The following is a 22,953-nucleotide window of genomic DNA, read 5'->3' on the forward strand; positions in this document are numbered from 1 at the left end:
GGCCCGTTGTGCGGGGCCCGTTGTCACGGGGGGCCTGTTGTTCGCGTCAGGATGTCAGCCGGGCCGGCAGCCAGGACAGCCGGACGGCTTCCTGGAAGGGCCCGCCGCCCTCGTGGTCGTTGAAGTCGTAGACCTCGATCGTCCGGTCCCGGCCGGCGTAGGCGTTGTAGGCGCCGAAGACCGTCGACGGCGGGCAGGTACGGTCCTCCAGAGCCGCCGAGAACAGCGCGGGCGCCCGCCCCCGGGACGCGAAGTGCACCCCGTCGAAGTAACTCAGCGTCCTGGCCACCTGGGCCGTCCTGCCCCGGTATGTCTTCAGGTAATTGGCCACTTCACGGTACGGAGTGCGGTCGCTGAGCGTGATGGCCCGCGGGAAGTCGCACAGGAACGGCACATCGGGGGCCACGGCCGCGAGATCGGGGACCAGACCGCCGACCGCGAGGGTGATCCCGCCGCCCTGGCTCGTACCGACGGCGGCCGTGCGGGTGGCGTCGACGAGGGGATGCGAACGGGCGGCCTCGACCGCGCGCACCGCGTCGGTGAACACGCGCCGGTAGTAGAAGTCGTGCGGGTCCTCGATCCCCCGGGTCAGAAAGCCCGGATAGGCCGAGGCGCTGCCCACCGGGTCGGGGGTGTCCCCGCCGCCCCAGCCGCCGCCCTGGCCACGGGTGTCCATCACGAAGTGCGCGAAGCCGGCCGACCCCCAGAGCAGATGCGTGTGCGGCAGGCCGCGCCCGCCGCCGTAACCGAGGTACTCGACCACGACGGGCAGCGGCCGGCTCGTCCCCGCGGGCAGGACGAGCCAGCCCTTGACGGGATGACCGCCGAACCCGGCGAAGGTCACATCGAACACGTCCAGGGTCGTCAGCGGCGTCGTGACGGGCTCGAAACGGGCGTCGAGATCGTGGCGGCGCGTCTCGGCGAGTGTGTCCGCCCAGAAGGTCTCGAAGTCCTCCGGTTCCTCGGACCGGCTCCGGTAGTCGCGGAGCTGGTCGGGGGGCAGATCGAACAGGGCCATACGGACCGCCTCGGTCATCAGGGGCAAAGGATCACACCGTACGACCGGATGGCTGGCCGGCAGAAGGCCGGGTCCCGAAGACCGGCCGGGCGGGGCCAAGCCGGCGAAAAGTTCCTCCCAGCCCCTTGACCGGAGCGTCACGCAGGCTGATAGTGCCTGTTAATGCGCATTACTAATACGCATTAACACCTCGGAGGGGTCAGCGTGGACGAATCCAGAAGGCGGTCCCGGCCCGGCCGGGCCCCCGCACCGGCCGGTCGTACGTCACGGCCGCGCCAGGCGGAGGTCGCCAGGCTGGCCGGTGTCTCGCAGGCCACCGTCTCGTTGGTGCTGGGGGGCAAGAAACAGGGCGCGGCGATCTCCGAGGAGACCCGGCGCAAGGTGCTCGAAGCGGCGAGCAGTCTCGGTTACGTTCCCGATCCGGCCGCACGCAGTCTGGCCGCGGGCTCCAACGACCTGCTGGGTGTGTTCAGCTTCACCGCGACCTTTCCCACCGATGTGCAGCACTCGTACTACCCGTTCCTGGTGGGAGTCGAGCGGGAGGCCGCCGCGCGCGGCTACGATCTGGTGCTCTTCACCGGGTCGAGCACCGGCGGCGCCGGCGCGACGGGACCCGAGGCACTGAGCCGGGTGCGGCTCGCCGACGGCTGTCTGTTCCTCGGCCGCCACGCGCCCACGCGGGAACTGCGGCGGCTGGTCGACGACGGCTTCCCGGTGGTCCATATCGGGCGCAGGGACGAACTGGAAGAGCTGGCCTGGGTCGGCGCCGACTATGTCAGCGCGAGCCGTGAGGTCGTCGCCCATCTCGCCGGCCTCGGCCACCGCCGGATCGTGCTCGTCCGCGAGGACGACGAAGCGCCCGCGTCCACCGACCGTGAACACGGTTTCCTGAAGGGCCTGGAGGCGGCCGGGCTGCCGGGCGGCCCCGAGGCCGTCTTCCGCTTCGCCGACCCCGAGCGCGATCTCACCCCCGGCCTGCTGCGTGACTGGCTCGCCGACGGTGTGACCGCCTTCGTCGCCGAGGAGACCGACACGGGCGGCGCCTGGCGGGCCCTGCGCGACGCCGTCACGGCGGCCGGGGTCGACTGCCCCGGCCAGGCCTCACTGGCTCTGCTCGGCAGTCCGCCGCCCGATCTGGCGGACGGGCCCCCGCCCACCGGTTTCGATGTGCCCCGGCCGCAGTTGGGCGCGGCGGCGGTACGGATGCTCGCCGCTCTGATGGCCGGGGAGGAGGCGGCGGAGCCATTGGTGGCCTGTGTCTTCCGGCCCGGTGTCACCGCGGGTCCGGCGCCCACGGCCCGCGCGCGTCCCTGAATCCCCTCGGCACCTTCGGTCTCAGCTCCTTGACTCCTTGACTCCTCGCCCCTCAGCTCCTCAGCTCCTCGGCCCCGCGGCCTCTCCCCCGGGCCCGGAGCGGTCCCGGAGCCGCCAAGTCCCGTCGGACACCCCGGTGTCCGGCACCGCACCGCGTTTACCGCCGGATCCCCGCCGGATCCCCGCCGGATCCCCACCGGATTTCCGCCGGGTCCCCCGCTCGCCCGCACCACCTGAAACAGCACCGCAAGGAGATCACGCGTGACACCCGAACCGGACATCCTCATCGTCGGCGGCGGCCTCGGCGGCGTGGCCGCCGCGCTCGCCGCCTGCCGGGCCGGGCGCAGTGTCGTCCTGACGGAGGAGACCGACTGGATCGGAGGCCAGCTCACCTCCCAGGCCGTCCCGCCGGACGAGCACCCGTGGGTCGAGCAGTTCGGCACGACCGCCTCGTACCGCGCGCTGCGTGAGTCGATCAGGGAGTACTACCGCCAGTGGTACCCGCTGCGCGCGGAGGCGCTCGCCCTCGACCGTCTCAACCCGGGCGCGGGGCGTGTCAGCAAGCTGTGCGCCGAGCCGCGGGTCGCCCTCGCCGTCCTGGAGGCCATGCTCGCCCCGCACCGCGCCTCGGGCCGGCTCACCGTCCTGACCGAGTGGCGCCCGGTCGCGGCCGAGGCCGAGCACGACACCGTACGGTCCGTCACACTGGAGCACCCGCGCACGGGCGGCAGCCGTACGATCGGCGCCCGGTATGTCATCGACGCGACCGAGACCGGCGAACTGCTGGAACTCGCCGGTGTGGAGCACGCGGTGGGGGCCGAGGCGCGCTCGGAGTTCGACGAGCCGCACGCCCCCGACACCGCGGACCCGCTCAACCAGCAGGGCATCACCGTCTGCTTCGCGCTCTCCCACCACGAGGGCGAGGACCACACGATCGACAGGCCGGCGGACTACGACTTCTGGCGCGCCTACCGCCCCGGCTTCTGGCCGGGACCGCTGCTCGGTTTCCTCGCCCCCGATCCCCGCTCCCTGGAGCCCGTTCCGCGTACGTTCGTCCCCAACCCGGACCTCGATCCGCTCGATGTCACCGCGGACCAGAGCGCGGACGCGGGCGACAAGGAACTGTTCGGCTTCCGCCGGATCCTCGCCCGCAAGCTGCATCTGCCGGGCGCGTTCGACTCCGACATCACCCTCGTCAACTGGCCGCTCAACGACTACTGGCTCAAGCCGCTGATCGGTGCGGGCAGGGAGGGCGCGGCGCAGGCCGTGGCCGGGGCCCGGCAGTTGTCGCTGTCCCTGCTGTACTGGCTCCAGACGGAGGCGCCGCGCGCCGACGGCGGCCAGGGGTTCCCCGGCCTCAGGCTCCGTCCCGACATCACCGGCACCGAGGACGGTCTCGCCAAGGCGCCGTACGTGCGCGAGTCCCGCCGGATCAAGGCCGTCACCACCATCACCGAGCACGACGTGGCGATCGATCTGGTCGGCCCGTACGGCGGCACCCGCTACCGGGACTCGGTCGGCGTCGGCAACTACCGCATCGACCTCCATCCCTCCACCGGCGGCGACAACTACATCGACATCGGTTCCGTGCCGTTCGAGATCCCGCTCGGCGCCCTCGTACCGCGCCGGGTCCGCAATCTGCTCCCCGCGGGCAAGAACATCGGCACCACCCACATCACCAACGGCTGCTACCGGCTCCACCCGGTGGAGTGGAACATCGGTGAGGTCGCCGGTGCCCTGGCCGCCCACTGCCTCGCCGAGGGAGTGGAACCGCATCAGGTCCAGGCCGAGGACAAACGTTTCGGCGAATTCGCCGGAGTACTCGACCGCGCCGGGATCCAGCGTCACTGGCCCGACGTACGGGGCTACTGACACGCCGGACACCCCGGCGACGGCGGACGTCCGGACGGGAGCAGCTCCACCTGCCCCGCCCGGACCACCGCCCGCGTATCCGCCAACCGCGCACAAGGAGGTGCCCAGACCATGACCACCCACCGCATTCGCGTCGGCATCGACGTGGGCGGAACCTTCACCGACGCCGTGGCCGTGGACGCCACGAGCCTCGAACTCCTGGGGCAAGTGAAGGTTCCCACCAGCCACCACCATGAGAACGGAGTCGCCCACGGCATCGTCGAAGCACTCGACCGCCTGCTGGAGCAGACCGGCCACGCCGCCGAGGACGTGGCGTTCCTCGCCCACGGCACGACACAGGCTACCAACGCCCTGCTGGAGGGCGATGTCGCCACCGTCGGTCTGCTCGGTATCGGCACCGGCCCCGGCGCCACGCTGACACGTCGGCTGGCGGCCTTCCGCAAGCTCGAACTCACCCCCGGCAAGCGGCTTCCGCTCGCCTACGCGCATATCGGCGACCCCAACGATCCGGTCGCCGTGGGCCGCGCCGTCGATGACGTCGTACGGCAGGGCGCCGAAGTCCTCGTCGCCACCCAGCCCTTCAGTGTGGACCGGCCGGAGGGTGAGGAGGCCGTGCTCGACACCGCACGCGAGCACGGGCTGCCGATGACCGCCGCGCACCGGATCACCTCGCTGTACGGATTGCGGAAGCGCACCCGTACCGCCGTGGTCAACGCGGCGATCCTGCCCCGGATGCTCGCCACCGCCGATCTCGTCGACGCCTCCATCACCAAGGCGGGCGTCACCGCCCCGCTGATGGTGATGCGCTGCGACGGCGGTGTGATGTCGCTGGACGAGATGCGGCGCAGACCGCTGCTGACCGTGCTGTCCGGGCCCGCCGCCGGGATCGCGGGCGCCCTGATGCGGGAACGGATCAGTGAGGGCCTGTTCCTGGAGACCGGCGGGACCTCCACGGACATCAGTGTCGTACGGCGCGGCAAGGTCGCCGTCCGGCACGCCACGATCCTCGGCAGGACGTCGTACCTGTCCGCGCTGGACGTCCGCACCGTGGGCGTCGGCGGCGGTTCCATGGTCAGGACCGACGGCGCGGGGATCACCGCCGTGGGACCGCGCAGCGCGCATATCGCGGGTCTGCCGTACGCCTGCTTCGCGACCCCGGACCAGCTCAGGGACGCGAGGCTCGCCACGGTACGGCCGATGGCGGACGACCCGGCGGACTACGCGGTGCTCGACGCCGCGGGCGGCCGGTTCGCGATCACCATGACCTGCGCGGCCAACGCGCTCGGCCGGGTCCCCGAGGGCGACTTCGCCCGCTCCGACCAGGAGGTCGCGCGGGCCGCGCTCGCACCGCTCGCCGCCGCGCTGGGGGTCGATGTCGCCACGGCGGCGGCCCGTGTCCTCGACGCGGGTACCGACCGGGTGAAGGCCGTGGTCGACACATTGATCAGCGACTACCGCCTCGACAAGGACACGGTCGTACTGGTCGGCGGGGGCGGGGGCGCCGCCTCCGTCACCCCGCATCTGGCCGCGGTCACCGGACACGAGGGCCGTATCGCCCGGCACAACGAGGTCATCAGCCCCATCGGTGTGGCCCTCGCGCTGGTGCGCGAGCAGATCGAGCGGATCATCCCGGGCGCGGGCCAGGAGCAGATCCTCGCCGTGCGCGCCGAGGCCGAACAGGCCGTCATCGCCCAGGGCGCGGCGGCCGACGGGGTCGAGGTGGAGGTCACCGTCGATCCGCAGACCAGCACCGTACGAGCCGTCGCCACCGGCGCCACCGAACTGCGCACCCAGGACCGCGCCCATCGCGCGGACGACGACGAGCGGCTGCGCGCGGCCGCCGCCAGCCTCAGGAGCGACCCGGCGCGGGTACGGGTCCTCGCGAGCACCCCCGCGCACACCGTGTTCGGCACGGAGGTCCACCGCAGATTCCGTGCCACGCGGCATCCGGTACGGGTCGTCGACGCCGACGGGGTCGTACGTCTGCACGCCCGGGACGCGCAGGTCGAGACCACGACCGTGGGCTCCGCGCCCCAGGTGCTCGCCTCCCTCGTCGAGGAGGCCACGTCCTACGGGGACGGCGGGGTGCGCGCACCGGCGCTGCGACTGCTCATCGGCGCCAGGATCGCCGACCTCTCCGGGGTCCTCGATCCGCAGCCGCTGCTGGCGCTCGCCCGCAGCGAACTGCGGGCCCGCGCGGCCGACGAGCCCGTCGTCGCCGTGGTGGAGGCCCGGACATGACCGTCACACGCCCGGCCGTCACCGGTCCGCCCGCCGCCCGCGCCGGACGCGCCGGCCGGCCCCGGCCCACGGATCCGCCCCAGCCCACGGATCCGCCCCGGCTCACGGATCCGCTCCTGCCGATGGAACCGCTGGACCCGCGTCTGCTCGCGGAGCTGCGCCGGCTCGCGGAATACGACGACACCGAGTTCGGGGTGCGGCTGCTCGCCAACACCCCCACCCACGAGGGCCGCGACCCGGAACTGCTGCGACGGTGGGCCCGTGCCGCCGCGGCGTTCGGGGCGGCGCTGCCCCCCTCTCCCAGCACGGCACGCGTCGTGGAACGGGACGGGGGTCTGGAGCGGGGACTGCTCGCCCGCTACACCTCCAGGCCACCGACCGTCGAGCTGTACACCGACACCCTCGCCGCCGCCGGGGATCTGGCGGACCGTCTCGGCTGGAGCCACTGGTACCCGGCCGGATCCGTACGCGCCGCGGCCCTCGCCCATGAAGCGGTCCACGAGCGGCTCCACCACGGCCCCGCGAAGAGAGCGCTCCGCGAGGCGCTCGGCCACCTCGTGCTGCGCGTCGGCCGGCGCCGGGTGTACGGCCATGTCGCGGGCGCGGACGAGATCGCCGCCCACGCCCATGCCCGCGCGGTCTGCGGTCTGGGCCGCGGCCCCCTGCTGCTGACGGCCGCGCTCGCCTCCTGGGCCGAGTGGCAGGCCCGGCCGGAACCCCGCCCCCAGGGCACCTACGGCCCGTACGGAAGAGAGAAGTAACGCCATGGGCATCGTCATTCTGCTGATCATGGCGGCCGGTGTGGCCGCGATGCTCAGCCGCAAACTCCCCACGGCCTTCGCCCTCGTCCTGCTGGCCGTGATCATCGCGTTCGTCTCGGGCGCCCCGCTGACCGGCGAGAACAGTGTGCTGGACACGGTCCTCCAGGAGGGCGCCCCGACGCTCGCGGCCACCATGATCGCGATCCTGCTGGGCTCCTGGCTCGGCAAGCTCCTCCACGAGACCGGGATCGCGGGCACACTCGTCCGCAAGATCGTCGAGTTCGGCGGTGACCGGCCGGTCGTGGTCGCGCTCGGCGTCCTCGCCGTCTCCACGCTGGTCGGTACGGTCACGGGTTCCGCGCCCGCCGCGATGCTCGCCGGGATCATCGGCATCCCCGCGATGATCGCCGTGGGCATCCCGAAGGTCACCGCCGCGGGCACGATCCTGATGGGCATCGCGGCCGGCATGCCCTTCGAGCTGCCGGTCTGGCAGTTCTTCTCCAGCGCGCTCGAACTGCCCATCCCGACCGTGCGCGGCTTCATGATCAAGCTGTTCCCGTTCGCGCTCCTCGCGGCGGTCCTGTTCGTCCTCGTGGAGACCCGCCGCAAGGGTGTCGAGCACACCTGGGCGCTCCGGTCCGTCGCCGCCGAGCCGCGACGGGTCTCCCGCCGCGAGCGGTTGGGGGACGCGCCCTGGTACGCGCTGCTCACCCCGGTCGTACCGCTCGTGCTCGCCCTCGGCCTGGAGATCGCCATCATCCCCTCGCTGCTGGCGGGTGTGCTGTACGCCCTGGTCACCACCACGCGGCCGGGTGAGATGAACAAGCGGCTGCTGCGCACCCTGTACGCGGGCTTCGAGGTCGCGGCGGCGCCCATCGCGCTCTTCGTCGCCATCGGCGTCCTGCTGGCGGCGGTGAAGCTGCCCGGCGCGGTGGGGGCGCTCGAACCCCTGGTCAGGGCCGTCAGCCCGCAGAACCCCCTGCTGTTCGTGCTGGTGTTCACCCTGCTCGTACCGCTGTGCCTCTACCGCGGCCCGCTGAACGTCTACGGGCTCGGCGCGGGCATCGCGGGCGTCCTGATCGCCGCGGGTGTCTACCCCGCCGTGGCGGTCCTGGGCCTGACCACCTCGTACAACCAGGTCTTCGGCGTCGCCGACCCGACCAGCACCCAGACGGTGTGGGCCGCCCAGTACGCCGGTGTCACACCGCAGCAGGTGATGGCGCGGACGCTGCCGTACGTGTGGTTCGTCGCCCTCGGCGGCTTCGGTGTCACCGCCGCCCTCTATCTCTGAGGCTTCCGAGATCCCCGCGGTCCCCGCGGCGTTTCTCCGTATTCCCCGCGGTCCCCGCACTCCACCCGTGACATCTCACTCCCAGGACGGAGTCCCCATGTCCGAGCCGCACAACCCCAGCCGTCGTGTCTTCCTGCGTGGCGCCGTGGCCACTTCGGCGGTCATCGCCGTCGGCGCCCCGGCGGGAGCTGCCCTGGCCGCCCCGGCGGCCGCCGCGCCCGATGCCGCGGCAGCGGCCGCGCCCGGCGTCGCAGCCGCCCCCGGCGGATTCCCCGACTACCGTTACGTCAAGACACTCCTGACGCCCTCCCAGCTCGCCTACAACCCCACCGGCGAGATCATCTTCCCCTGTATACGCGGCGCTTCGGGACGCCTGGCGAATCCGCTGGGCCGCTACTACCTGTACTACGCCCCGCACGACGCGCCCGGCGGCATCTGCCTCGCCTACGGTGACTCCATCGAGGGCCCGTTCACCGAGTATCCGCACAACCCGATCGTCTCCAACAACTGGCAGCCCCACTACTCCGTCAGTCATGTCTCGTCCCCGCACGTGCTGTGGAACGAGAGCGCCAAGGAGATGTGGCTGTACTTCCACGGCGAGAACACCACCACCCGGCTCGCCCGCTCCAAGGACGGTGTCACCTTCACCTACGACAAGGTGGTGCTGAGCACGTCAATGCTGCCGGCGGGGACGACGGAGACCTCGTACGCCCGGGTCTTCGCACACGAACTGCCCGCGAAGAAGGCCCACTTCGTCATGGTGTACATGCTGAACAACACCACCAACCACCGGGACATCGGGTGGGGCTGGTCCCCGGACGGCCGTCAGTGGACCTTCGACCAGAGGCCCCTGATCAGCCACACGGACGTGGGCGCGGTGAACATCGGGGGCCCGCACCTGCTGACGCGCGGAGGCAGCGCCTACGTCGTCTACAACAAGGACAAGGAGAGCGGCGGCGATCTCATGATCACCGAAGTCGGCAACGACTTCACACGCCGCGATCACCTCGGTCCGTTCTACAACTCGTCCGCCGGAGCACCCGACAACGGCCGCAGCGCCGCGCCGAGCTTCGGCACCCAGGACGGTGTGCCGTACATGGTCTACGAGTCGGGGGAACGGCTGAAGGGCTCCATCGCCGTCGCCCGGGGGTGACGACGACCGGACGACGACCGTGCGGGACCCGGCTCGGCGCCGGGCCCCGCTCGGACCCGCGACGGCCACCCGCCACGCGGCGACGGCTACCGGTCACGCGGCGACGGCTACCCGCCACGCGGTCAGCGGTTGGTGAGCGCGAGCCCCGCGTCCGTGTCCCGGGCACCGGTCACGGCGTCGGCCGGTACGGCGCCGCTCAGGGCGGTGAGCTCCTCGTCCGTCAGGGTGATCTCGGCCGCGCGGGCGTTCTCCTCCAGGTAGCGGCGCCGCTTGGTGCCGGGAATGGGGACGGCGCCCTGGGCGGCCACCCATGCCAGGGCGATCTGACCGGGGGTCGCGCCCCGGGCCTCGGCGATGACACGGACGCGCTCCACCAGTTCGAGGTTGGCGGCGATGCTCCCGGGCGAGAAACGGGGCAGACCGCGGCGCGCGTCGTCGGCGTCGAGGTCGTCGACGCTGCGGATGGCGCCGGAGAGGAACCCCCGGCCGAGGGGGGAGAAGGCCACCAGACCGATCCCCAGCTCGTCCAGCGCGGCCTTGATCCCGTTGTCCAGCAGGTCCGGGCTGAAGAGCGACAGTTCGGACTGGAGGGCGGCGATCGGGTGCACGGCGTGAGCGCGCCGGACGGTGGCGGCGGCGGCCTCGGAGAGCCCGAGGTACCGGACCCACCCGGAGTCGACCAGCTCGCCCATGGCACCGACGGTCTCCTCGATCGGGACGGCCGGGTCGACACGGTGGAGGTAGTACAGATCGATGGTGTCGGTTCCCAGATGGCGCAGTGAGCGTTCCACCGCCCGGCGCACATGCTCGGGGCGACCGTCCGGCGGAGCGCCTTCGGCGTCGAAGTCCCTGGCGAACTTCGTGGCGAGAGTGATCTCGGAACGGCGGTGGCCCAGGGCGCGGGCGATGAGCTTCTCGTTCTCGAACGGTCCGTACGCCTCGGCCGTGTCGATGAAGGTGACGCCCAGGTCCACGGCCCGGTTGAGGGTGGCCACGGCCTCCTTCTCGTCGCGCGCCCCGTAGAACGCGCTCATGCCCATGGCACCGAAGCCCTGCACCGGTACCCGCAGGCCCTCAGTGCCCAGTTCGATCGTCTTCACGGTTGCTCTCTCTTTCCTGGTTTCCCCGGCCTGGTTTCCCTGGCCTGGTTCCCCTGGTTCCTGGTTTCCCTGGTTCCTGTGTGTCCGCCGCGGTGACGCGCCGCGCCGGACGCGCCGCGCCGGACGCCCGGCCCGGGAGTCCGTGTACGAGTCCGTGCACGGCGGTCCGGGGCGCGGCCACGGACACAACGGACCCAGCCTGCGACCGGGAGTGCGCTCCAGGTCAAGTCCGGAGCGGCGGGGACCCGCCACCCCGGTCCCGGCCGCATCCCGTCGCCTTGCCCTGGAGTGCGCTCCAGGTCTCATAGTGGAGAGATGGACGAGTTGCTCCTCCCCGAGGTGACGGCCGAGGTTCCCGCCGAAGGGCTGGGGATCGGTGACGCGGCGGTCGCGTGCGGTCTGAGCGTGGACACCCTGCGCTATTACGAACGGGCGGGGCTGACACTCCAGCCCACGCCCCGCTCCGCCTCCGGACGCCGTCGTTACGGTCCGCACGATCTGGCGTGGCTGGCGGGTCTGGTGATGCTGCGGGAGACGGGGATGCCGATCTCCGGCATCCGGCGGTACGCGGAACTGGCCCGGCGTGAGGGAACCAACGCCGAACGGCTGCGCCTGCTGGAACAGCACCGCGACGAGGTGGTCGCGCGGATGGAGCAGACACGCAAGCACCTGGCCGCGATCGACAGGAAGATCGCCTCCTACCGCGCGACCGCGGCCCCCGGCCCGCGAGAACGCTGAGCCCACGCGCGCGTCGGCCGTACGGATCCGCGTGGCCGCGCGTCTACGGGGTCCATGTGGCCCTAGGTCTCCTGCACACGCAGGGAGGATTCACCATGACGAAGATCGTTGTTGTCGGCGGCACCGGGCTCATCGGCTCCAAGGTCGTCGCGGACCTCGCCGAGCAGGGCCTGGAGGCCGTCCCCGCGTCCCCGCACTCGGGGGTGAACGCCCTCACCGGTGAAGGCCTCGCGGACGCGCTGAAGGACGCGCAGGTCGTCGTGGACGTGTCGAACTCGCCGTCCTTCGAGAAGAAGGCGGTGATGGACTTCTTCACCACCTCCACCACCCGCCTTCTCGCCGAGGCGAAGGCCGCCGGGGTGGGCCACTATGTGGCACTGTCCGTCGTGGGTACGGACCGGCTGCCGGAAAGCCCGTACTTCCAGGCGAAGACCGCGCAGGAACGGCTGATCGCGGCGTCCGGTCTGGCGTACTCGATCGTGCGGGCCACCCAGTTCTTCGAGTTCGTGGACGGCATCGCCGACTCCGCCACCGTGGACGGGACGGTTCGCCTCCCGCCCGCGCTCATCCAGCCGATCGCGAGCGACGATGTCGCCAGGGCCGTGAGCCGCGCCGCTGTCGGGGATCCCGTCAACGGCATCACCGAGGTCGCCGGCCCCGAGCCGTTCGGAATGGACGAACTCATTCGTACGGACCTGACCCTCAAGGGCGACCCCCGCGAGGTGGTCACCACCCCCGAGGCCGGCTACTTCGGCACCCCGCTCAAGGAGCGCAGCCTTCTCCCGGGTGACGGCGCGCTGCTGTCCGAGACCCGTTTCGAGGACTGGCTCCGGGCGTCGGAACGCGCCTGACCGCACGGATCAGCACCACAGGCATAGCGCGGATCAGCACGACAGCACGGTGGTCCTCGCCGTGATGTCCTCGCCGTGATGTCCTCGGCGTTACCCGGGCGACGCGTCCGTGTGCTCGGCCGCGCGCAGTGCGTCGAGGTAGCCGGCGATCGCGTCCCTGTTGTGGGTCAGGCACTGGATGCGCTCGGACATCCGGTCGCGTTCGCGTTCCAGGACGGCGATCGTCCCGGGCGTCACTCCCGAGAAGCGGATGCTGCTGCGAGGCGTGTCCAGGCAGGGCAGGACCTGCTGGATGACCCGGGTGGGCAGGCCGGCGTCGAGCAGTCCCCTCACCTGGAGCACCCGCCCCACGGCCGACTCGTCGTACTGACGGTAGCCGTTCGGTGAGCGGCCCGACCCGATCAGCCCCTGTTGCTCGTAGTAGCGCAGCAGGCGCCGGGACGTACCGGTGCGCTCCGCCAGTTCTCCGATCCGCACCCGGCCGAGCGTACGGCATCGAGGTTGGTGGCCCTCCTGGCCCGGGGCGCTGACCTTGAGCTTGACCTTGACACCTGTGTGACGGTTCCAGACTGGTGAACGCGCCCGGAGGGCTCCCCCGATGGGGAGCCGGGAAGCCCTGTCCGCGCGCACCCAGTCCTCCGGCACCGGGCCCCTGGCGGATCCGAACCGTGCCTCGGAGGCCATAGAGAAAGACACCCGTCATGACCGATCTCCACGGCGCGTCCGCGCCCCGTTTCGACGCCGTGCGCGCCGCCCTTCAGCGAAATCTCGACTCCGGTGAGGAACTGGGAGCCTCGCTCGTCGTCGACATCGACGGCGAGCGCGCCGTCGACCTCTGGGGCGGCTTCCGGGACCCGGAGCACACCGTCCCGTGGGACGAGCACACCATCACCAATGTCTGGTCGGTCACCAAGACGGTCACCAGCCTCGCCGCTCTCATGCTCGTGGACCGCGGTGACCTCGACGTCTTCGCGCCGGTGGCACGGTACTGGCCCGAGTTCGCGGCCAACGGCAAGCAGGACGTCCTCGTCCGGCATCTGCTCTCCCACGCCTCCGGTGTCTCCGGACTCGATCAGCCGGCCACCGTCGAGGACCTCTACGACACGCGGAGGACCACCGCCCGGCTGGCGGCCCAGGCCCCGTGGTGGACGCCGGGAACGGCCTCCGGCTACCACCTCTTCACCTTCGGCCATCTCGTCGGCGAACTCGTCCGCCGCGTCAGCGGCCGCTCCCTGAAGCGGTTCGTCGCCGAGGAGATCGCCACGCCCCTGGGCGCGGACTTCCAGATCGGGGCGGCGGAACAGGACTGGAGCCGGATCGCCGATGTCGTTCCGCCGCCCCCGCTTCTGTTCGACCTGGAGGCCATGGGCGCGGACAGCCCCGCCGTCAGAACGCTGACCGGACCGGCCGTCAGCGCCGAGACGGCCAACACCCCCGGCTGGCGCGCCGCGGAGATCGGCGCGGCCAACGGCCACGGGAACGCGCGCTCGGTGGCCCGCATCCTGTCCGTGCTGTCCCGGGGCGGCGAGGTCGACGGGGTACGGCTCCTCGGCGGGAAGACGATCGACCTCGCCCTCGCCCCGCAGACGGACGGCACCGACCTGGTCAACGGTCTGCCCCTGCGCTGGGGCATCGGGTACGCGCTGCCGCAACGGGACGCCGTCCCCTGGATCCCGCAGGGGCGCATCTGCTTCTGGGGCGGCTGGGGCGGATCGATGATCATTATGGATCTCGAACGGCGTATGACGATCGCCTACATCATGAACAGGATGGCACCCGGCATCCTCGGATCCGACCGCAGTGCCGCCTATGTCCGAGCCGTCTACGACCACCTTCCCCAAAAAGTTGGTGGGTGATAGCGGGTAGGGGGTTCTTGCTGGTGGGTGGCATGATCCATGTGTGGCGGTCATGGTCGATCGGGCGGTCCTGGCGTATCGGCTGGTCACGGGGATCTCTCGGCGTCATCTGGCCTTTCTGATCGAGGAGTTGCCCGTGCCGTGGCAGGCCGGCGTGGAAAGCCGCCGCCATGCCGCGCGAGGCGGGACGAGGAAGCGGGCCGCGGGGAGCCGGCGCCCGCCACCAGCTGGTCTTCGTCGACCGACCGGTGGCCACGCTCATTCACCCGAGGCACGACCTCCCACACGCCGTCTCGCGCTGCTGTCCGGCGTCGACCGCTCCACCATCACCAGGGCCGTCGGGGAGATACGTGCGTTCCTGGCTGAGCGGGCGGGGCGCGGTCCCTGACCGCCCTGCTTCCAGCACTCCCCCGACGTGGAAGTGCTCCTGGACGACGGCTACCCCGGCCTCAGACGTGATCACCCCGGCCAGGCCATCACACCACCGGGGAAGCCGCGGCCCGGAGCACTGCCCGGCAGAGTCGACCAACGGGAACGAGACCGTCACCGGCACTCCTGCGACCGCATCACCGTCGAACGCGTCCTCGCCGACCACAAACGCTGGAAACAGCTCATTCGCCGAACCCACCGCCAAGACCGCCTGCCCGACACCTACCGCGCCATCGCCAGCCTCGTCCCCGACCGCACCAAAACCATGTGACGCCTCGCCCCCCCGCCGCCGGTGGTGGCAGCCAGCACGTAGCTCTCGTGGGTGTGCTTCCCGAAGGTATGACTGACGTAGCGCGCCCGCAGCAGGTCCACGCCGGGCGGCGCGGTCGGCCGCCAAAAGCGTGCAGTCTCGGTCTCCTCGCTCATCACATCAACCTCCACCGCAAGGCTGCCATGCAGGCGGGAAAGCATCCCGGACAGGCCGGCCTCAAGCAACGGCGTGACATCGCCAGCCGCTCCGACACGACCTCACCAGGAGCCGCGCTACGCCTTCGCCGCAGATTCGAGGGCGTCCAGCTGCAACTGCCGTTCCAAGGTGATGACACGCGAGTTCTGAAACGTCACGACTCGCCAACGCTCGTCAATCCAGCGGACGACAAGTATCTGCATGGAGTCACGGCTCGGCACCGGGGCGTCCTGGCCCGGCATGACAACCTGGGACCGATTGTGTACCACTCCCCAGTCATCACCGATGATCCGGGCGAAAACCACTCGCCCGTTCACCACACGGGAGCCCTTCAACGAGGTGTCGAAGAGCGGCTGGTGGAAATTCACCATCTCGTCGATTCCCTTGAGGACAGTCCCCTCGAACGCGACAAACTCAGCGTCGGCGACGAAATCGGCGACGAAGGCGGTAGCATCGCCGCGAGCCCAAGCCTCACTCATCCGTGCCGAAATTGAACCCATCGCGTCGACCGACTTATTCACCATGGACCACCGTCCCAAAATTTCTCGGCCCGCCGAGTGGCGGCTGTCATTAGATACGTTCTCAGAGTCGACCAGGAACCGTCTTGTCATTCCGCGCGTACTTCCTGGGTCTGAGTACAGTTTGCCGTACGTCAGCTATGTGGCGGTACGTGGAACCGCGGAGTACAGGCGAGCCGATCTGCCACCTCACGCCCCATCATGTGAAATTCCTGCGGCGGCCGTTTCCCCGCCGATCGCACACTCGGGCACAATCCGGCATCACCTGGAAAATGGGAAGCACCTCGACGCATTTTCGGTACCTTCCAAACGAGAAACATATCTGTCACTGACACTCACCGGATTGCAAGTAGCGCTGACGCGAGCAAGGAGCCGCGTCAGAATTCGCCGCCGGCAACGGTGATGCTCTGGCCCGTGACCCAGCGGGCCGCATCAGAGGCCAGGAAGCCCACGACATCAGCGATGTCCTCCGGCTTCCCCAGCCGCCCCATAGGGGCCTGGGCAGCGCGCTGCTCGAAGAAGTCGGGCGCGTTGGCATTCTCTGCGCGCAACCCCTCCGTGTCCGTCGTGCCAGGCAGCACGCTGTTCACGGTGATACGACGAGGCGCGACCTCGTGGGCGAACGCACGCACCAGCTGCTCGCCGGCCGCCTTGCTCGCCGCGTACAACGAGATACCCGCACCATGGATAAGGGTGGCGACCGAGGAAATGTAGACGAACCGCCCCCCGTCTCGCAGCCGGGTTGCGGCCTCACGCAACGCCTCGAACGTCGCCCGGGTATTGGACCCGAACGTGTGGTCGTAGTCCTCGTCGGTGGCGTCGGAGAGCGCGCCGAGCCGGAATCCGTAGGCGTTGTGAACGAACACGTCGAGCCCGCCGAAGCGCTGCTCGGCGGCATCGAACAGCGAGCGGAGCTGCTCCGCGTCGCTCACGTTCGCCCGCACGAAGATGGCCTCACCGCCGGCCTCCTCAACCGCGGCGGCCACCCGCTTCGCCGCTTCCGCATCGCTGTTGTAGTTGACGACGACGCGTGCCCCGTCAGCAGCCAGCCGCAACGCGATGGCCCGGCCGATGCCTCGCGAACTGCCGGTGACAATGGCGACCTTCCGTCCCTGCTCGTACTGCGTTTCAGACACGATACTCCAGTGTTAATCGGTGGCACAGATTAGATGACTTCTTGCGATACGGGTTCTGGCTGACAGATACGCCGGGGAGAACGCATATTCGTTACGCTCGGTTGCATCCCATACCCCGGCCGGGATTTCGCGCCGATTCTGGCAACCGCTTCGTCAAATCCGTGTCGGGGACGCTCGGAAGCGTCATACGTCCGAAGCGGGGCTAGCATTCACATGCGTATCAAACTCGATCCGCGCCGGTTCAATGGGGAGTGAGCCGCGAACAGTTCCAACCTTGAAGCCGTCACGCCCGGATCCCACAACGAGTGGTGCAAGCGGCAGTTCACGGTCATACGAGGAAGCGATATCGGCTCCATCTGGTGCATCCATCAGCGCCGGCCCGTTGCATAGGATATTGCCCTGAGAGGCGTAGGCCATGGAGGAGGTATCGCTATCCCTTTGCCGCAGATTCGAGGGCGTCCAGCTGCAGCTGCCGGTCCAGGGTAACGATGCGCGAGTTCTGAAGTGTCACGACCTGCCAACGCTCGTCAATCCAGCGGACGACAAGTATCTGCATGGAATCGCGGCTCGACACGGGCGTGTCCTCGCCCGGCGCGATGAACTGGCAGCGGTGGTGCACTACCCCCCAGTCGTCACCGACGATCCGGGCGAAAACCACTCGCCCGTTCACCAGACGGGAGCCTTTCAACGAGGTGTCGAAGAGCGATCGGTGGAAATTCACCATCTCGTCGATCCCCTTGAGGACAGTCCCCTCGAACGCGACAAACTCGGCGTCGACGGCGAAGTCGGCGAGGAAGGCAGCGGCATCGCCGCGCCCCCACGCTTCGTTCATCCGTGCCGAAATGGAGCTCATCGCGTCGACTGACTTTTCCACCGTGCGCCACTCTCCAAAGCGTTTCAGCCCACCGGGTGCAGGCTGCTGCCAGACAGGCTGTCAAGGTCAGCAGTGGATAGTCTTGTCATCCCGCGCATATCCCTTGGATCTCAGTGCAGCTTCCGGTGCTCGGCGGCCGTGTAGCCGTACGCGGCCTTGAAGAGCCGGCTGAAGTGTGACGGATCGGAGAATCCCCAGCGGGCACCTATGGCCGCGACGGTCAGCTCACGGAACGCAGGGTCAGCAAGGTCACGTCGGCACCTCTCCAGGCGGCGCCAACGGATCAGCGCTGCCACTGTCAGCGACTCCGTCTCGAAGAGCTGATGAAGTCGGCGAACTGAGATGTGGTGTGCCGCCGCAACCGCAGCCGGGGAGAGTTCCGGGTCGGGCAGCCATGCCTCGATGAAAGAGAGAACCCTAGCCCGCAGCGCCCTGTCAGTTGCAGGATGCCGCCCGCCCAACTGAGCGCGTAGCGCCACCGCGATCAGGTCGACGACGGCGTTCCCCGATGTGATCGCCTCCTCGCCCTGAATCCCGCCCAGCGAGCGTGTCAGGCCACGTGCCAACGAAGAGACCAGCGCACCGGGGCCACGATCGCCGGGGATACGTACCGCGGACAACTGGGAGAGATCGTCCGCCCCGATGCCCAGCAGAGACCCTTGTACCAATATCGTCACGCTGGTAGTCGCTGAGCTGGAAAACCGTACCGGCTGAGCCGGATCAATGACGACCAAATCGTTGAGGCCGACTTCTGCCTGACGGCCACCCTGCTCGGCGAGCGCCCACCCTTCGAGGATCACCTCGATCTGACACAGGCCCCGGTGGTTAGCCCGCACCAATCTCGTATCCCGATAGCAATCACCCGGCGGGGTGACAAGCTTGGCCAATCGGAGTGGCCCCAGCTCCCCACTCACGAGACTCGGATGAAAATCCTCATTGGTGATCCGCCGACTGTGCAAAGGCGGCATGCCGACGGCCGCGACAGCCCGCTCCCAATCCTCGATGGTCCTCACAGACCAAAGGTAGTAGTCGGCCGACGACGTCAGAACGACACACGGCTGTGAAGCCCAATACAGCTCAGGTGTCGAGCAAGGCGACTAGGACGTGTCCGGTCGATCATGTGACTGCTTCGTGTGTGGCTCGTTGGTGTGGGCATGGGGCGGGGTGGTCTGAGCGATGCGGAGTGGGAGCGGCTGCTGCGGCAGGTCCAGGCCGCTGCCGACGCCCCGGTGAGATCGACGGGGACATCTCGGTGGAGTCCACCATCGTGCGGGCCCACCAGCACGCGGACCGGGCTCGCACCGATCCGCCGCCGGCGCCGACGCCCGTGTCAAAGGGGAGGGAATGCCGGTACACCAGGACGACATGCCGTGGCAGAGCCTCGTCGCCCGCCTGGTGGAGGTGGTGCTGGAGATGAGGGCCTAGTACTCCAGCCGTAGATCGTGATCTTCATGGCCCGGCGGCTTGGCGGCGGTAGTGGCTGTGGCGGGCGCGAGCTTGGTGGCGTCGGCGCCAGGTGGACCAGCGAAGTCGTTGGGCCAGGTCGCGGGCGGGTCGGGCGATCAGGGTAGTGAACAGGCGCTGGATCTCGTTGCAGGTGAGCGGGACCAGTCCGTCGGGGCTGGTCCCGTCGTCGGACTGGGGCCTGGTTGCGGCATTCGAGGGCGGTGGTGACGGCGAGGAAGGCGTGGGCGAGCAGGGCCAGGGTGACCCACCGGTGCCAGGAGTCCCAGCGGCGCACTTGGTGCTCGTCCAGCCCCGCCAGTCCCTTCGAGCTCTGGAACGTCTCCTCCACCGTCCAGCGGCTTCCCGCGACCTTGACCAGCGTGGACAGCGGCACCGGACGGGGCGAGTAGCAGCGGTAGTAGGCCAGTTCGCCGGTGCTGCGTTTGCGGCGGATCATAAGGTGTCGATGGCCCGTCGGTTCGCCCGTGGTGATGGCGACCAGCGCCCAGTCGTACCAGCGGTGCCCCTTCGCGCCGCGTCCGGCGGACAGTTTCTGCCAGGCCCGGCGCGGGATGCGCTTGGCCAAGTGGTTGGCACGCTGAGGGCCGGCCGGGGTGGGGACGCGGTAGGTGCGGGAGACCGCGAGCACGTAGCCCAACTGTCCTGCCTCCAGGGCGGTGCGCAGGTTCGGGTTGTCGCCGTAGACCTCGTCGCCAGCCGCCCACGCAGCTGACACTCCGGCGTCCAGGGCGCGTTCGATCATCTGCTGACCCAGGTGCGGCTTGGTCGCGAAGCCGACCGTATCCGGGACGGCGGCCTGCTCGCAGCGGTCCGGGTCACTGGTCCAGGACTTGGGCAGGTACAGAGCGCGGTCGATGGCGGCGTGCCCGTGCCGGGAGGTGTAGGTGAGGTACACCGCGACTTGCGCGTTTTCGATCCTGCCCGCGGTGCCGGTGTACTGGCGTTGCACTCCCACAGTGTGGGTGCCCTTCTTCAGGTCGCCGGTCTCGTCGACCACCAGCACCGCCTGGTCGTCCGCCAGGTGATCCAGCACGAAGCCGCGCAGGTCGTCACGGACCAGGTCGGCGTCCCACTTCGCCCGCCCCAGCAGGTGCTGCAACCCGTCCGGCGTGGCGTCCCCGACATGCTCTGCGATCGTCCAGCAGTTCTTGCGCGGCAGGTCCGCCAGGAGCCCGAGTATCAACTGCCGCACCCGACGCCGAGGTTCGACCCGCGCGAACCGGCTCGCGATCCGACCCATCAGGCCCTCGAACACTTCCTGCCAACCGGCAGGGTCTACGCTGTGACCTGCGGCCACCGCATGATCATCTGTCTTCACACGCCGATGATCAGCGGTGGCCGCACGCGTTCCCACGGCAGCCCCCACCAAAGATCAGGATCGTTGGCCAGGTAGTGGCGGCCGACCTGGCGACACAGATTAGAGTCCTTCGAACAGTCAAGGCGTCCGGAGACGGGGCTGCACTACTTCCGTGCTTCGGTCGCGAGCGTGCGGGGTCCGCCCGCAGTCCCGGGCCAGGAGGACATGTGCAACGCGGCGAAGTCTGGTGGGTCGAGTTCGACGAGCGACGGCCGGTCGTACTCCTGTCGGGAGACGAGGCGCGCGGGTTCCGGGCGATGCAGGTCGTCGCTCCGGCTGACGTCGACATCAGCGGTCTGGGAGTCGAAGTGGCAGTAGGAGCTACGGAAGGACTGCCCTTCGAAGGCGTGCTGCGGTTCGGCTTCCCGCATCCGGGCTTCACCCCTTGCACCTGGCTGACCACACTGTCCCGGGACGACCTGATCGGGCAGGCGGGCGTCCTGTCCTCCGCGAAGCTCAGTGCGATTGAGGACGCGCTCCGTCTCAGTGAACAGGAGAAGGAGTGGACCCCAGCTACGGCTGCGAAGCTCAGCGACATCAGGGACGCCCGCCGTCTCGGCGAGCTCAAGTAGGCGGAGAAAGAATGGCCTCCCTGACAGTCCGGCCGATCTCGTCGAGATGATCAACGGTGGCCCCATCTACCCCTCCGGGGCGCCAACCGCAAGATCACGATCTACGGCTGGAGTACTAGGCAGATCGCGTGGCGGGTTCACCAGCGAACTCCACCTGAGTGTGGCCGGCCGCTGCCGCCCGCTGCCGCCCGCTGTCCCTGATCGTCACCGGAGGACAACGGGCGGACTGCACTCAGTTCAGGGCGGTGCTGGAGAGGATCCGTGTCCCACGGACCGGCCAGGGACGGCCTCGCAGCAGACCCGACAGTTTCACAGCCGACAAGGCATACAGCAACGGGCCTTGCCGCGAGTACGTGAGACGTCGGGGCATCCGGCACGTCATCCCGGAGAAGACCCACAGCAAGGCCGCCCGCCTGCGCAAAGGCGCACGCGGCGGACGGCCGCCGGGCTTCGACGAAGAGCGGTACAAGAAACGTAACACCGTCGAACGGGCCATCAACAGGCTGAAACAGCACCGGGCCGTGACCACCCGATACGACAAGTCCGAACACGATCGGCCGGACAAGTCCTAGCTACAGGAAGGTCGGGAAAGGCTCATTAATTGTTTGCGTGCCACGGGGACCACTCCCCGATGGACGTGCACGCCACGATCCGCCACCGCACCTTGCTGCCCCGGCCTTCGTAGTGGTTGATGCTGGTGTTCTCGTATAGGTCCTTATTGCAGACCCCCCACTGCCCGGTGTTCAGCTGGGACGCACTGCAACTGCCGGAACGGTAGGCCAGCCAGTACTGACCGTCCCAGAGTTCGTTCTGCCAATCCACCCAAAGGCCGACGGTGGGGGAATCCCAGTTCCGGATCCAGAACTGGTCACCGTACTTCCTGAAGCATCCGTTGCCACTCGTGACGGCCCTGCATATGGCGTCGGAAGGAAGGAACCCTGGTACGGCGAGGTCGTAGGCTGGGCGTGATCTCGTGGAGGCGGTAAGGGCTGCGTAGCTGGCCGGGACCGGGCGGAGGAAGAATGAAGTAGCTGTGGCGGGTCGTCGTGAGGTACCGGCGGATCCAGGAGCCGGCCCGGTACAGCGGTTCGCGTTCGAATTGCGGAAGCTGCGGGTGGAGGCACAGTGCAGAGTGGGAAGCCCGATGGCCCCAGGCATCCACGGAAGCGGCCGCGCTGGCGGCCGAGGACGGCACGGGGGACCCGGACCCGCCATACCGGGGGCTGGCCCGGTATGAAACAGGGGACAGCGGACGGTTCTTCGGCCGCCAGCAACTGACGGGCGATCTGTTGGGGCCGCTGCGCCGTGAACGGTTCGCGTAATCGTGCGCCAGCGGGCCTGGGCGGATTCCACGAGCTTGAAGACCCTCGCGAGGGCCGCGGCAGGGCTGCCGGCGCCGCAGGTGACCTTGGTCCGAAGCTTCACGGTGCTGAAGGTCGACTCGATCGGATTCGTGGTCCTCAGACGCACCCAGTGCGCGGCGGAGAAGTCATAGAACGCCAGCAGCTCGTCGACCTCGCCGGTGATCTTCGCGGTGGCCTTGGGCCACTTCGCTCCGTAAGCCTTCACAAACGCGGTGACCGCCTTCTCGGCGTGCGCACGGTCCTCGGCATGGGAGATCTCCTGTAGAGCCTTCTTCGCGCCGGGCTGCGCGGACTTCGGCAAGACGTTCGAGACGTTTCGAGTTTTGTGAACCCAGCACATCTGGTGGCGGGCGGCGGGGAACACCTCCGCCAGTGCCTTCCACAGGCCCATCGCGCCCGTCGCCGACCGTGAGCATCGGGTCGCGCATCCCGCGCCGACGGCAGTCCCGCAACAGATCCGCCCAGGACTCCGTCGACTCGTAAGGGCTGTCCAGCCGCCGTTCGCCCGGCCCGGCGGCTCAGGTCTTCGCCCGCCTCGGCGCTGCCCCACCGGCTCGCCGCTTCGGCCGTGGCGC

General features: G+C 69.4%; 20 protein-coding genes and 3 pseudogenes. 13 read left to right on the top strand and 10 right to left on the bottom strand.

Annotation, left to right across the window (positions count from 1 at the left end):
- Positions 1-46: 46 nt before the first annotated feature.
- On the bottom strand, positions 47-1,018 hold the full coding sequence (locus tag ACFYYH_RS15500; protein WP_388551186.1) for an acetylxylan esterase: 972 nt from the start codon (positions 1,016-1,018) through the stop codon (positions 47-49).
- Positions 1,019-1,222: 204 nt separating this feature from the next.
- Between ACFYYH_RS15500 and ACFYYH_RS15505 the strand changes: the two genes are divergently transcribed.
- The 6 genes from ACFYYH_RS15505 to ACFYYH_RS15530 all read left to right on the top strand — a co-directional run bounded on the left by ACFYYH_RS15505 (position 1,223) and on the right by ACFYYH_RS15530 (position 9,650).
- Positions 1,223-2,332, top strand: a complete 1,110-nt coding sequence (locus tag ACFYYH_RS15505) for a LacI family DNA-binding transcriptional regulator (RefSeq protein WP_388550794.1) — start codon at positions 1,223-1,225, stop codon at positions 2,330-2,332.
- 261 nt (positions 2,333-2,593) lie between these two features.
- A complete protein-coding gene (locus ACFYYH_RS15510; RefSeq protein WP_388550797.1) occupies positions 2,594-4,204 on the top strand; it encodes an FAD-dependent oxidoreductase in 1,611 nt (536 codons plus the stop codon).
- A gap of 111 nt (positions 4,205-4,315) precedes the next feature.
- Positions 4,316-6,445 carry a hydantoinase/oxoprolinase family protein gene (locus ACFYYH_RS15515; protein WP_388550800.1) on the top strand — a complete coding sequence of 710 codons (2,130 nt, stop codon included), beginning with the start codon at positions 4,316-4,318 and terminating at the stop codon, positions 6,443-6,445.
- Between the two features lie 122 nt (positions 6,446-6,567).
- A complete protein-coding gene (locus tag ACFYYH_RS15520) occupies positions 6,568-7,206 on the top strand; it encodes a hypothetical protein (protein ID WP_388551188.1) in 639 nt (212 codons plus the stop codon).
- A 4-nt stretch (positions 7,207-7,210) separates the two neighbouring features.
- A complete protein-coding gene (locus ACFYYH_RS15525) occupies positions 7,211-8,497 on the top strand; it encodes a transporter (protein ID WP_388550803.1) in 1,287 nt (428 codons plus the stop codon).
- 97 nt (positions 8,498-8,594) lie between these two features.
- Positions 8,595-9,650, top strand: a complete 1,056-nt coding sequence (locus ACFYYH_RS15530) for a hypothetical protein (protein WP_388550806.1) — start codon at positions 8,595-8,597, stop codon at positions 9,648-9,650.
- Positions 9,651-9,772: 122 nt separating this feature from the next.
- Here ACFYYH_RS15530 and ACFYYH_RS15535 read toward each other — a convergent pair whose 3' ends face one another.
- Entirely contained in the window at positions 9,773-10,750 is a 978-nt protein-coding gene (locus tag ACFYYH_RS15535; protein ID WP_388550809.1) for an aldo/keto reductase, read from the bottom strand.
- Between the two features lie 315 nt (positions 10,751-11,065).
- Here ACFYYH_RS15535 and ACFYYH_RS15540 point away from each other — a divergent pair, with 315 nt between their 5' ends.
- Together ACFYYH_RS15540 and ACFYYH_RS15545 are read left to right on the top strand one after the other, a co-directional pair.
- Complete coding sequence (locus ACFYYH_RS15540; protein ID WP_388550811.1) at positions 11,066-11,488, top strand: MerR family transcriptional regulator; 423 nt, start codon at positions 11,066-11,068, stop codon at positions 11,486-11,488.
- Between the two features lie 95 nt (positions 11,489-11,583).
- Positions 11,584-12,339 (top strand): SDR family oxidoreductase, encoded by a 756-nt coding sequence (locus tag ACFYYH_RS15545; protein WP_388550814.1) that lies wholly within the window; start codon positions 11,584-11,586, stop codon positions 12,337-12,339.
- A 90-nt stretch (positions 12,340-12,429) separates the two neighbouring features.
- On the opposite strand, the gene ACFYYH_RS15550 is transcribed toward ACFYYH_RS15545, so the two are convergent.
- Entirely contained in the window at positions 12,430-12,816 is a 387-nt protein-coding gene (locus ACFYYH_RS15550) for a MerR family transcriptional regulator (protein ID WP_388550817.1), read from the bottom strand.
- 224 nt (positions 12,817-13,040) lie between these two features.
- Here ACFYYH_RS15550 and ACFYYH_RS15555 point away from each other — a divergent pair, with 224 nt between their 5' ends.
- Complete coding sequence (locus tag ACFYYH_RS15555) at positions 13,041-14,195, top strand: serine hydrolase domain-containing protein (RefSeq protein ID WP_388550820.1); 1,155 nt, start codon at positions 13,041-13,043, stop codon at positions 14,193-14,195.
- Positions 14,196-14,247: 52 nt separating this feature from the next.
- A pseudogene (locus ACFYYH_RS15560) lies at positions 14,248-14,895 on the top strand (IS5/IS1182 family transposase).
- Positions 14,896-15,167: 272 nt separating this feature from the next.
- Here the strand turns inward: ACFYYH_RS15560 and ACFYYH_RS15565 are convergent.
- The 5 genes and pseudogenes from ACFYYH_RS15565 to ACFYYH_RS15585 all read right to left on the bottom strand — a co-directional run bounded on the left by ACFYYH_RS15565 (position 15,168) and on the right by ACFYYH_RS15585 (position 20,325).
- Positions 15,168-15,614 (bottom strand): SgcJ/EcaC family oxidoreductase, encoded by a 447-nt coding sequence (locus ACFYYH_RS15565; RefSeq protein ID WP_388550822.1) that lies wholly within the window; start codon positions 15,612-15,614, stop codon positions 15,168-15,170.
- 371 nt (positions 15,615-15,985) lie between these two features.
- Positions 15,986-16,744 (bottom strand): SDR family NAD(P)-dependent oxidoreductase, encoded by a 759-nt coding sequence (locus ACFYYH_RS15570; RefSeq protein ID WP_388550825.1) that lies wholly within the window; start codon positions 16,742-16,744, stop codon positions 15,986-15,988.
- A 430-nt stretch (positions 16,745-17,174) separates the two neighbouring features.
- A complete protein-coding gene (locus ACFYYH_RS15575) occupies positions 17,175-17,618 on the bottom strand; it encodes an SgcJ/EcaC family oxidoreductase (protein ID WP_388550827.1) in 444 nt (147 codons plus the stop codon).
- Between the two features lie 110 nt (positions 17,619-17,728).
- Positions 17,729-18,631: a helix-turn-helix domain-containing protein gene (locus tag ACFYYH_RS15580; protein WP_388550830.1), complete on the bottom strand. Its 903-nt coding sequence runs from the start codon at positions 18,629-18,631 to the stop codon at positions 17,729-17,731.
- 436 nt (positions 18,632-19,067) lie between these two features.
- Positions 19,068-20,325, bottom strand: a pseudogene (locus ACFYYH_RS15585) (IS701 family transposase).
- A 284-nt stretch (positions 20,326-20,609) separates the two neighbouring features.
- On the opposite strand from ACFYYH_RS15585, the gene ACFYYH_RS15590 reads away from it, so the two are divergent.
- Together ACFYYH_RS15590 and ACFYYH_RS15595 are read left to right on the top strand one after the other, a co-directional pair.
- On the top strand, positions 20,610-21,014 hold the full coding sequence (locus ACFYYH_RS15590; protein WP_388550833.1) for a type II toxin-antitoxin system PemK/MazF family toxin: 405 nt from the start codon (positions 20,610-20,612) through the stop codon (positions 21,012-21,014).
- A gap of 158 nt (positions 21,015-21,172) precedes the next feature.
- Positions 21,173-21,586, top strand: coding sequence for a transposase (locus tag ACFYYH_RS15595; protein WP_388550836.1), 414 nt, complete (start codon positions 21,173-21,175; stop codon positions 21,584-21,586).
- 25 nt (positions 21,587-21,611) lie between these two features.
- Here the strand turns inward: ACFYYH_RS15595 and ACFYYH_RS15600 are convergent, their stop codons facing one another.
- Positions 21,612-21,836 carry a hypothetical protein gene (locus ACFYYH_RS15600; RefSeq protein ID WP_388550839.1) on the bottom strand — a complete coding sequence of 75 codons (225 nt, stop codon included), beginning with the start codon at positions 21,834-21,836 and terminating at the stop codon, positions 21,612-21,614.
- 224 nt (positions 21,837-22,060) lie between these two features.
- On the opposite strand from ACFYYH_RS15600, the gene ACFYYH_RS15605 reads away from it, so the two are divergent.
- The gene (locus tag ACFYYH_RS15605; RefSeq protein WP_388550842.1) at positions 22,061-22,336 is read left to right on the top strand and encodes a hypothetical protein; all 276 of its coding nucleotides are present in this window, start codon (positions 22,061-22,063) and stop codon (positions 22,334-22,336) included.
- On the opposite strand, the pseudogene ACFYYH_RS15610 reads toward ACFYYH_RS15605, so the two are convergent.
- Positions 22,335-22,869, bottom strand: a pseudogene (locus ACFYYH_RS15610) (transposase); the annotation flags it as partial. The gene ACFYYH_RS15605 and the pseudogene ACFYYH_RS15610 overlap by 2 nt on opposite strands.
- Positions 22,870-22,953 lie beyond the last annotated feature (84 nt).

It is taken from the genome of Streptomyces sp. NPDC002018 (assembly GCF_042890865.1).
In the GTDB taxonomy this organism is placed as follows: Bacteria; Actinomycetota; Actinomycetes; order Streptomycetales; family Streptomycetaceae; genus Streptomyces.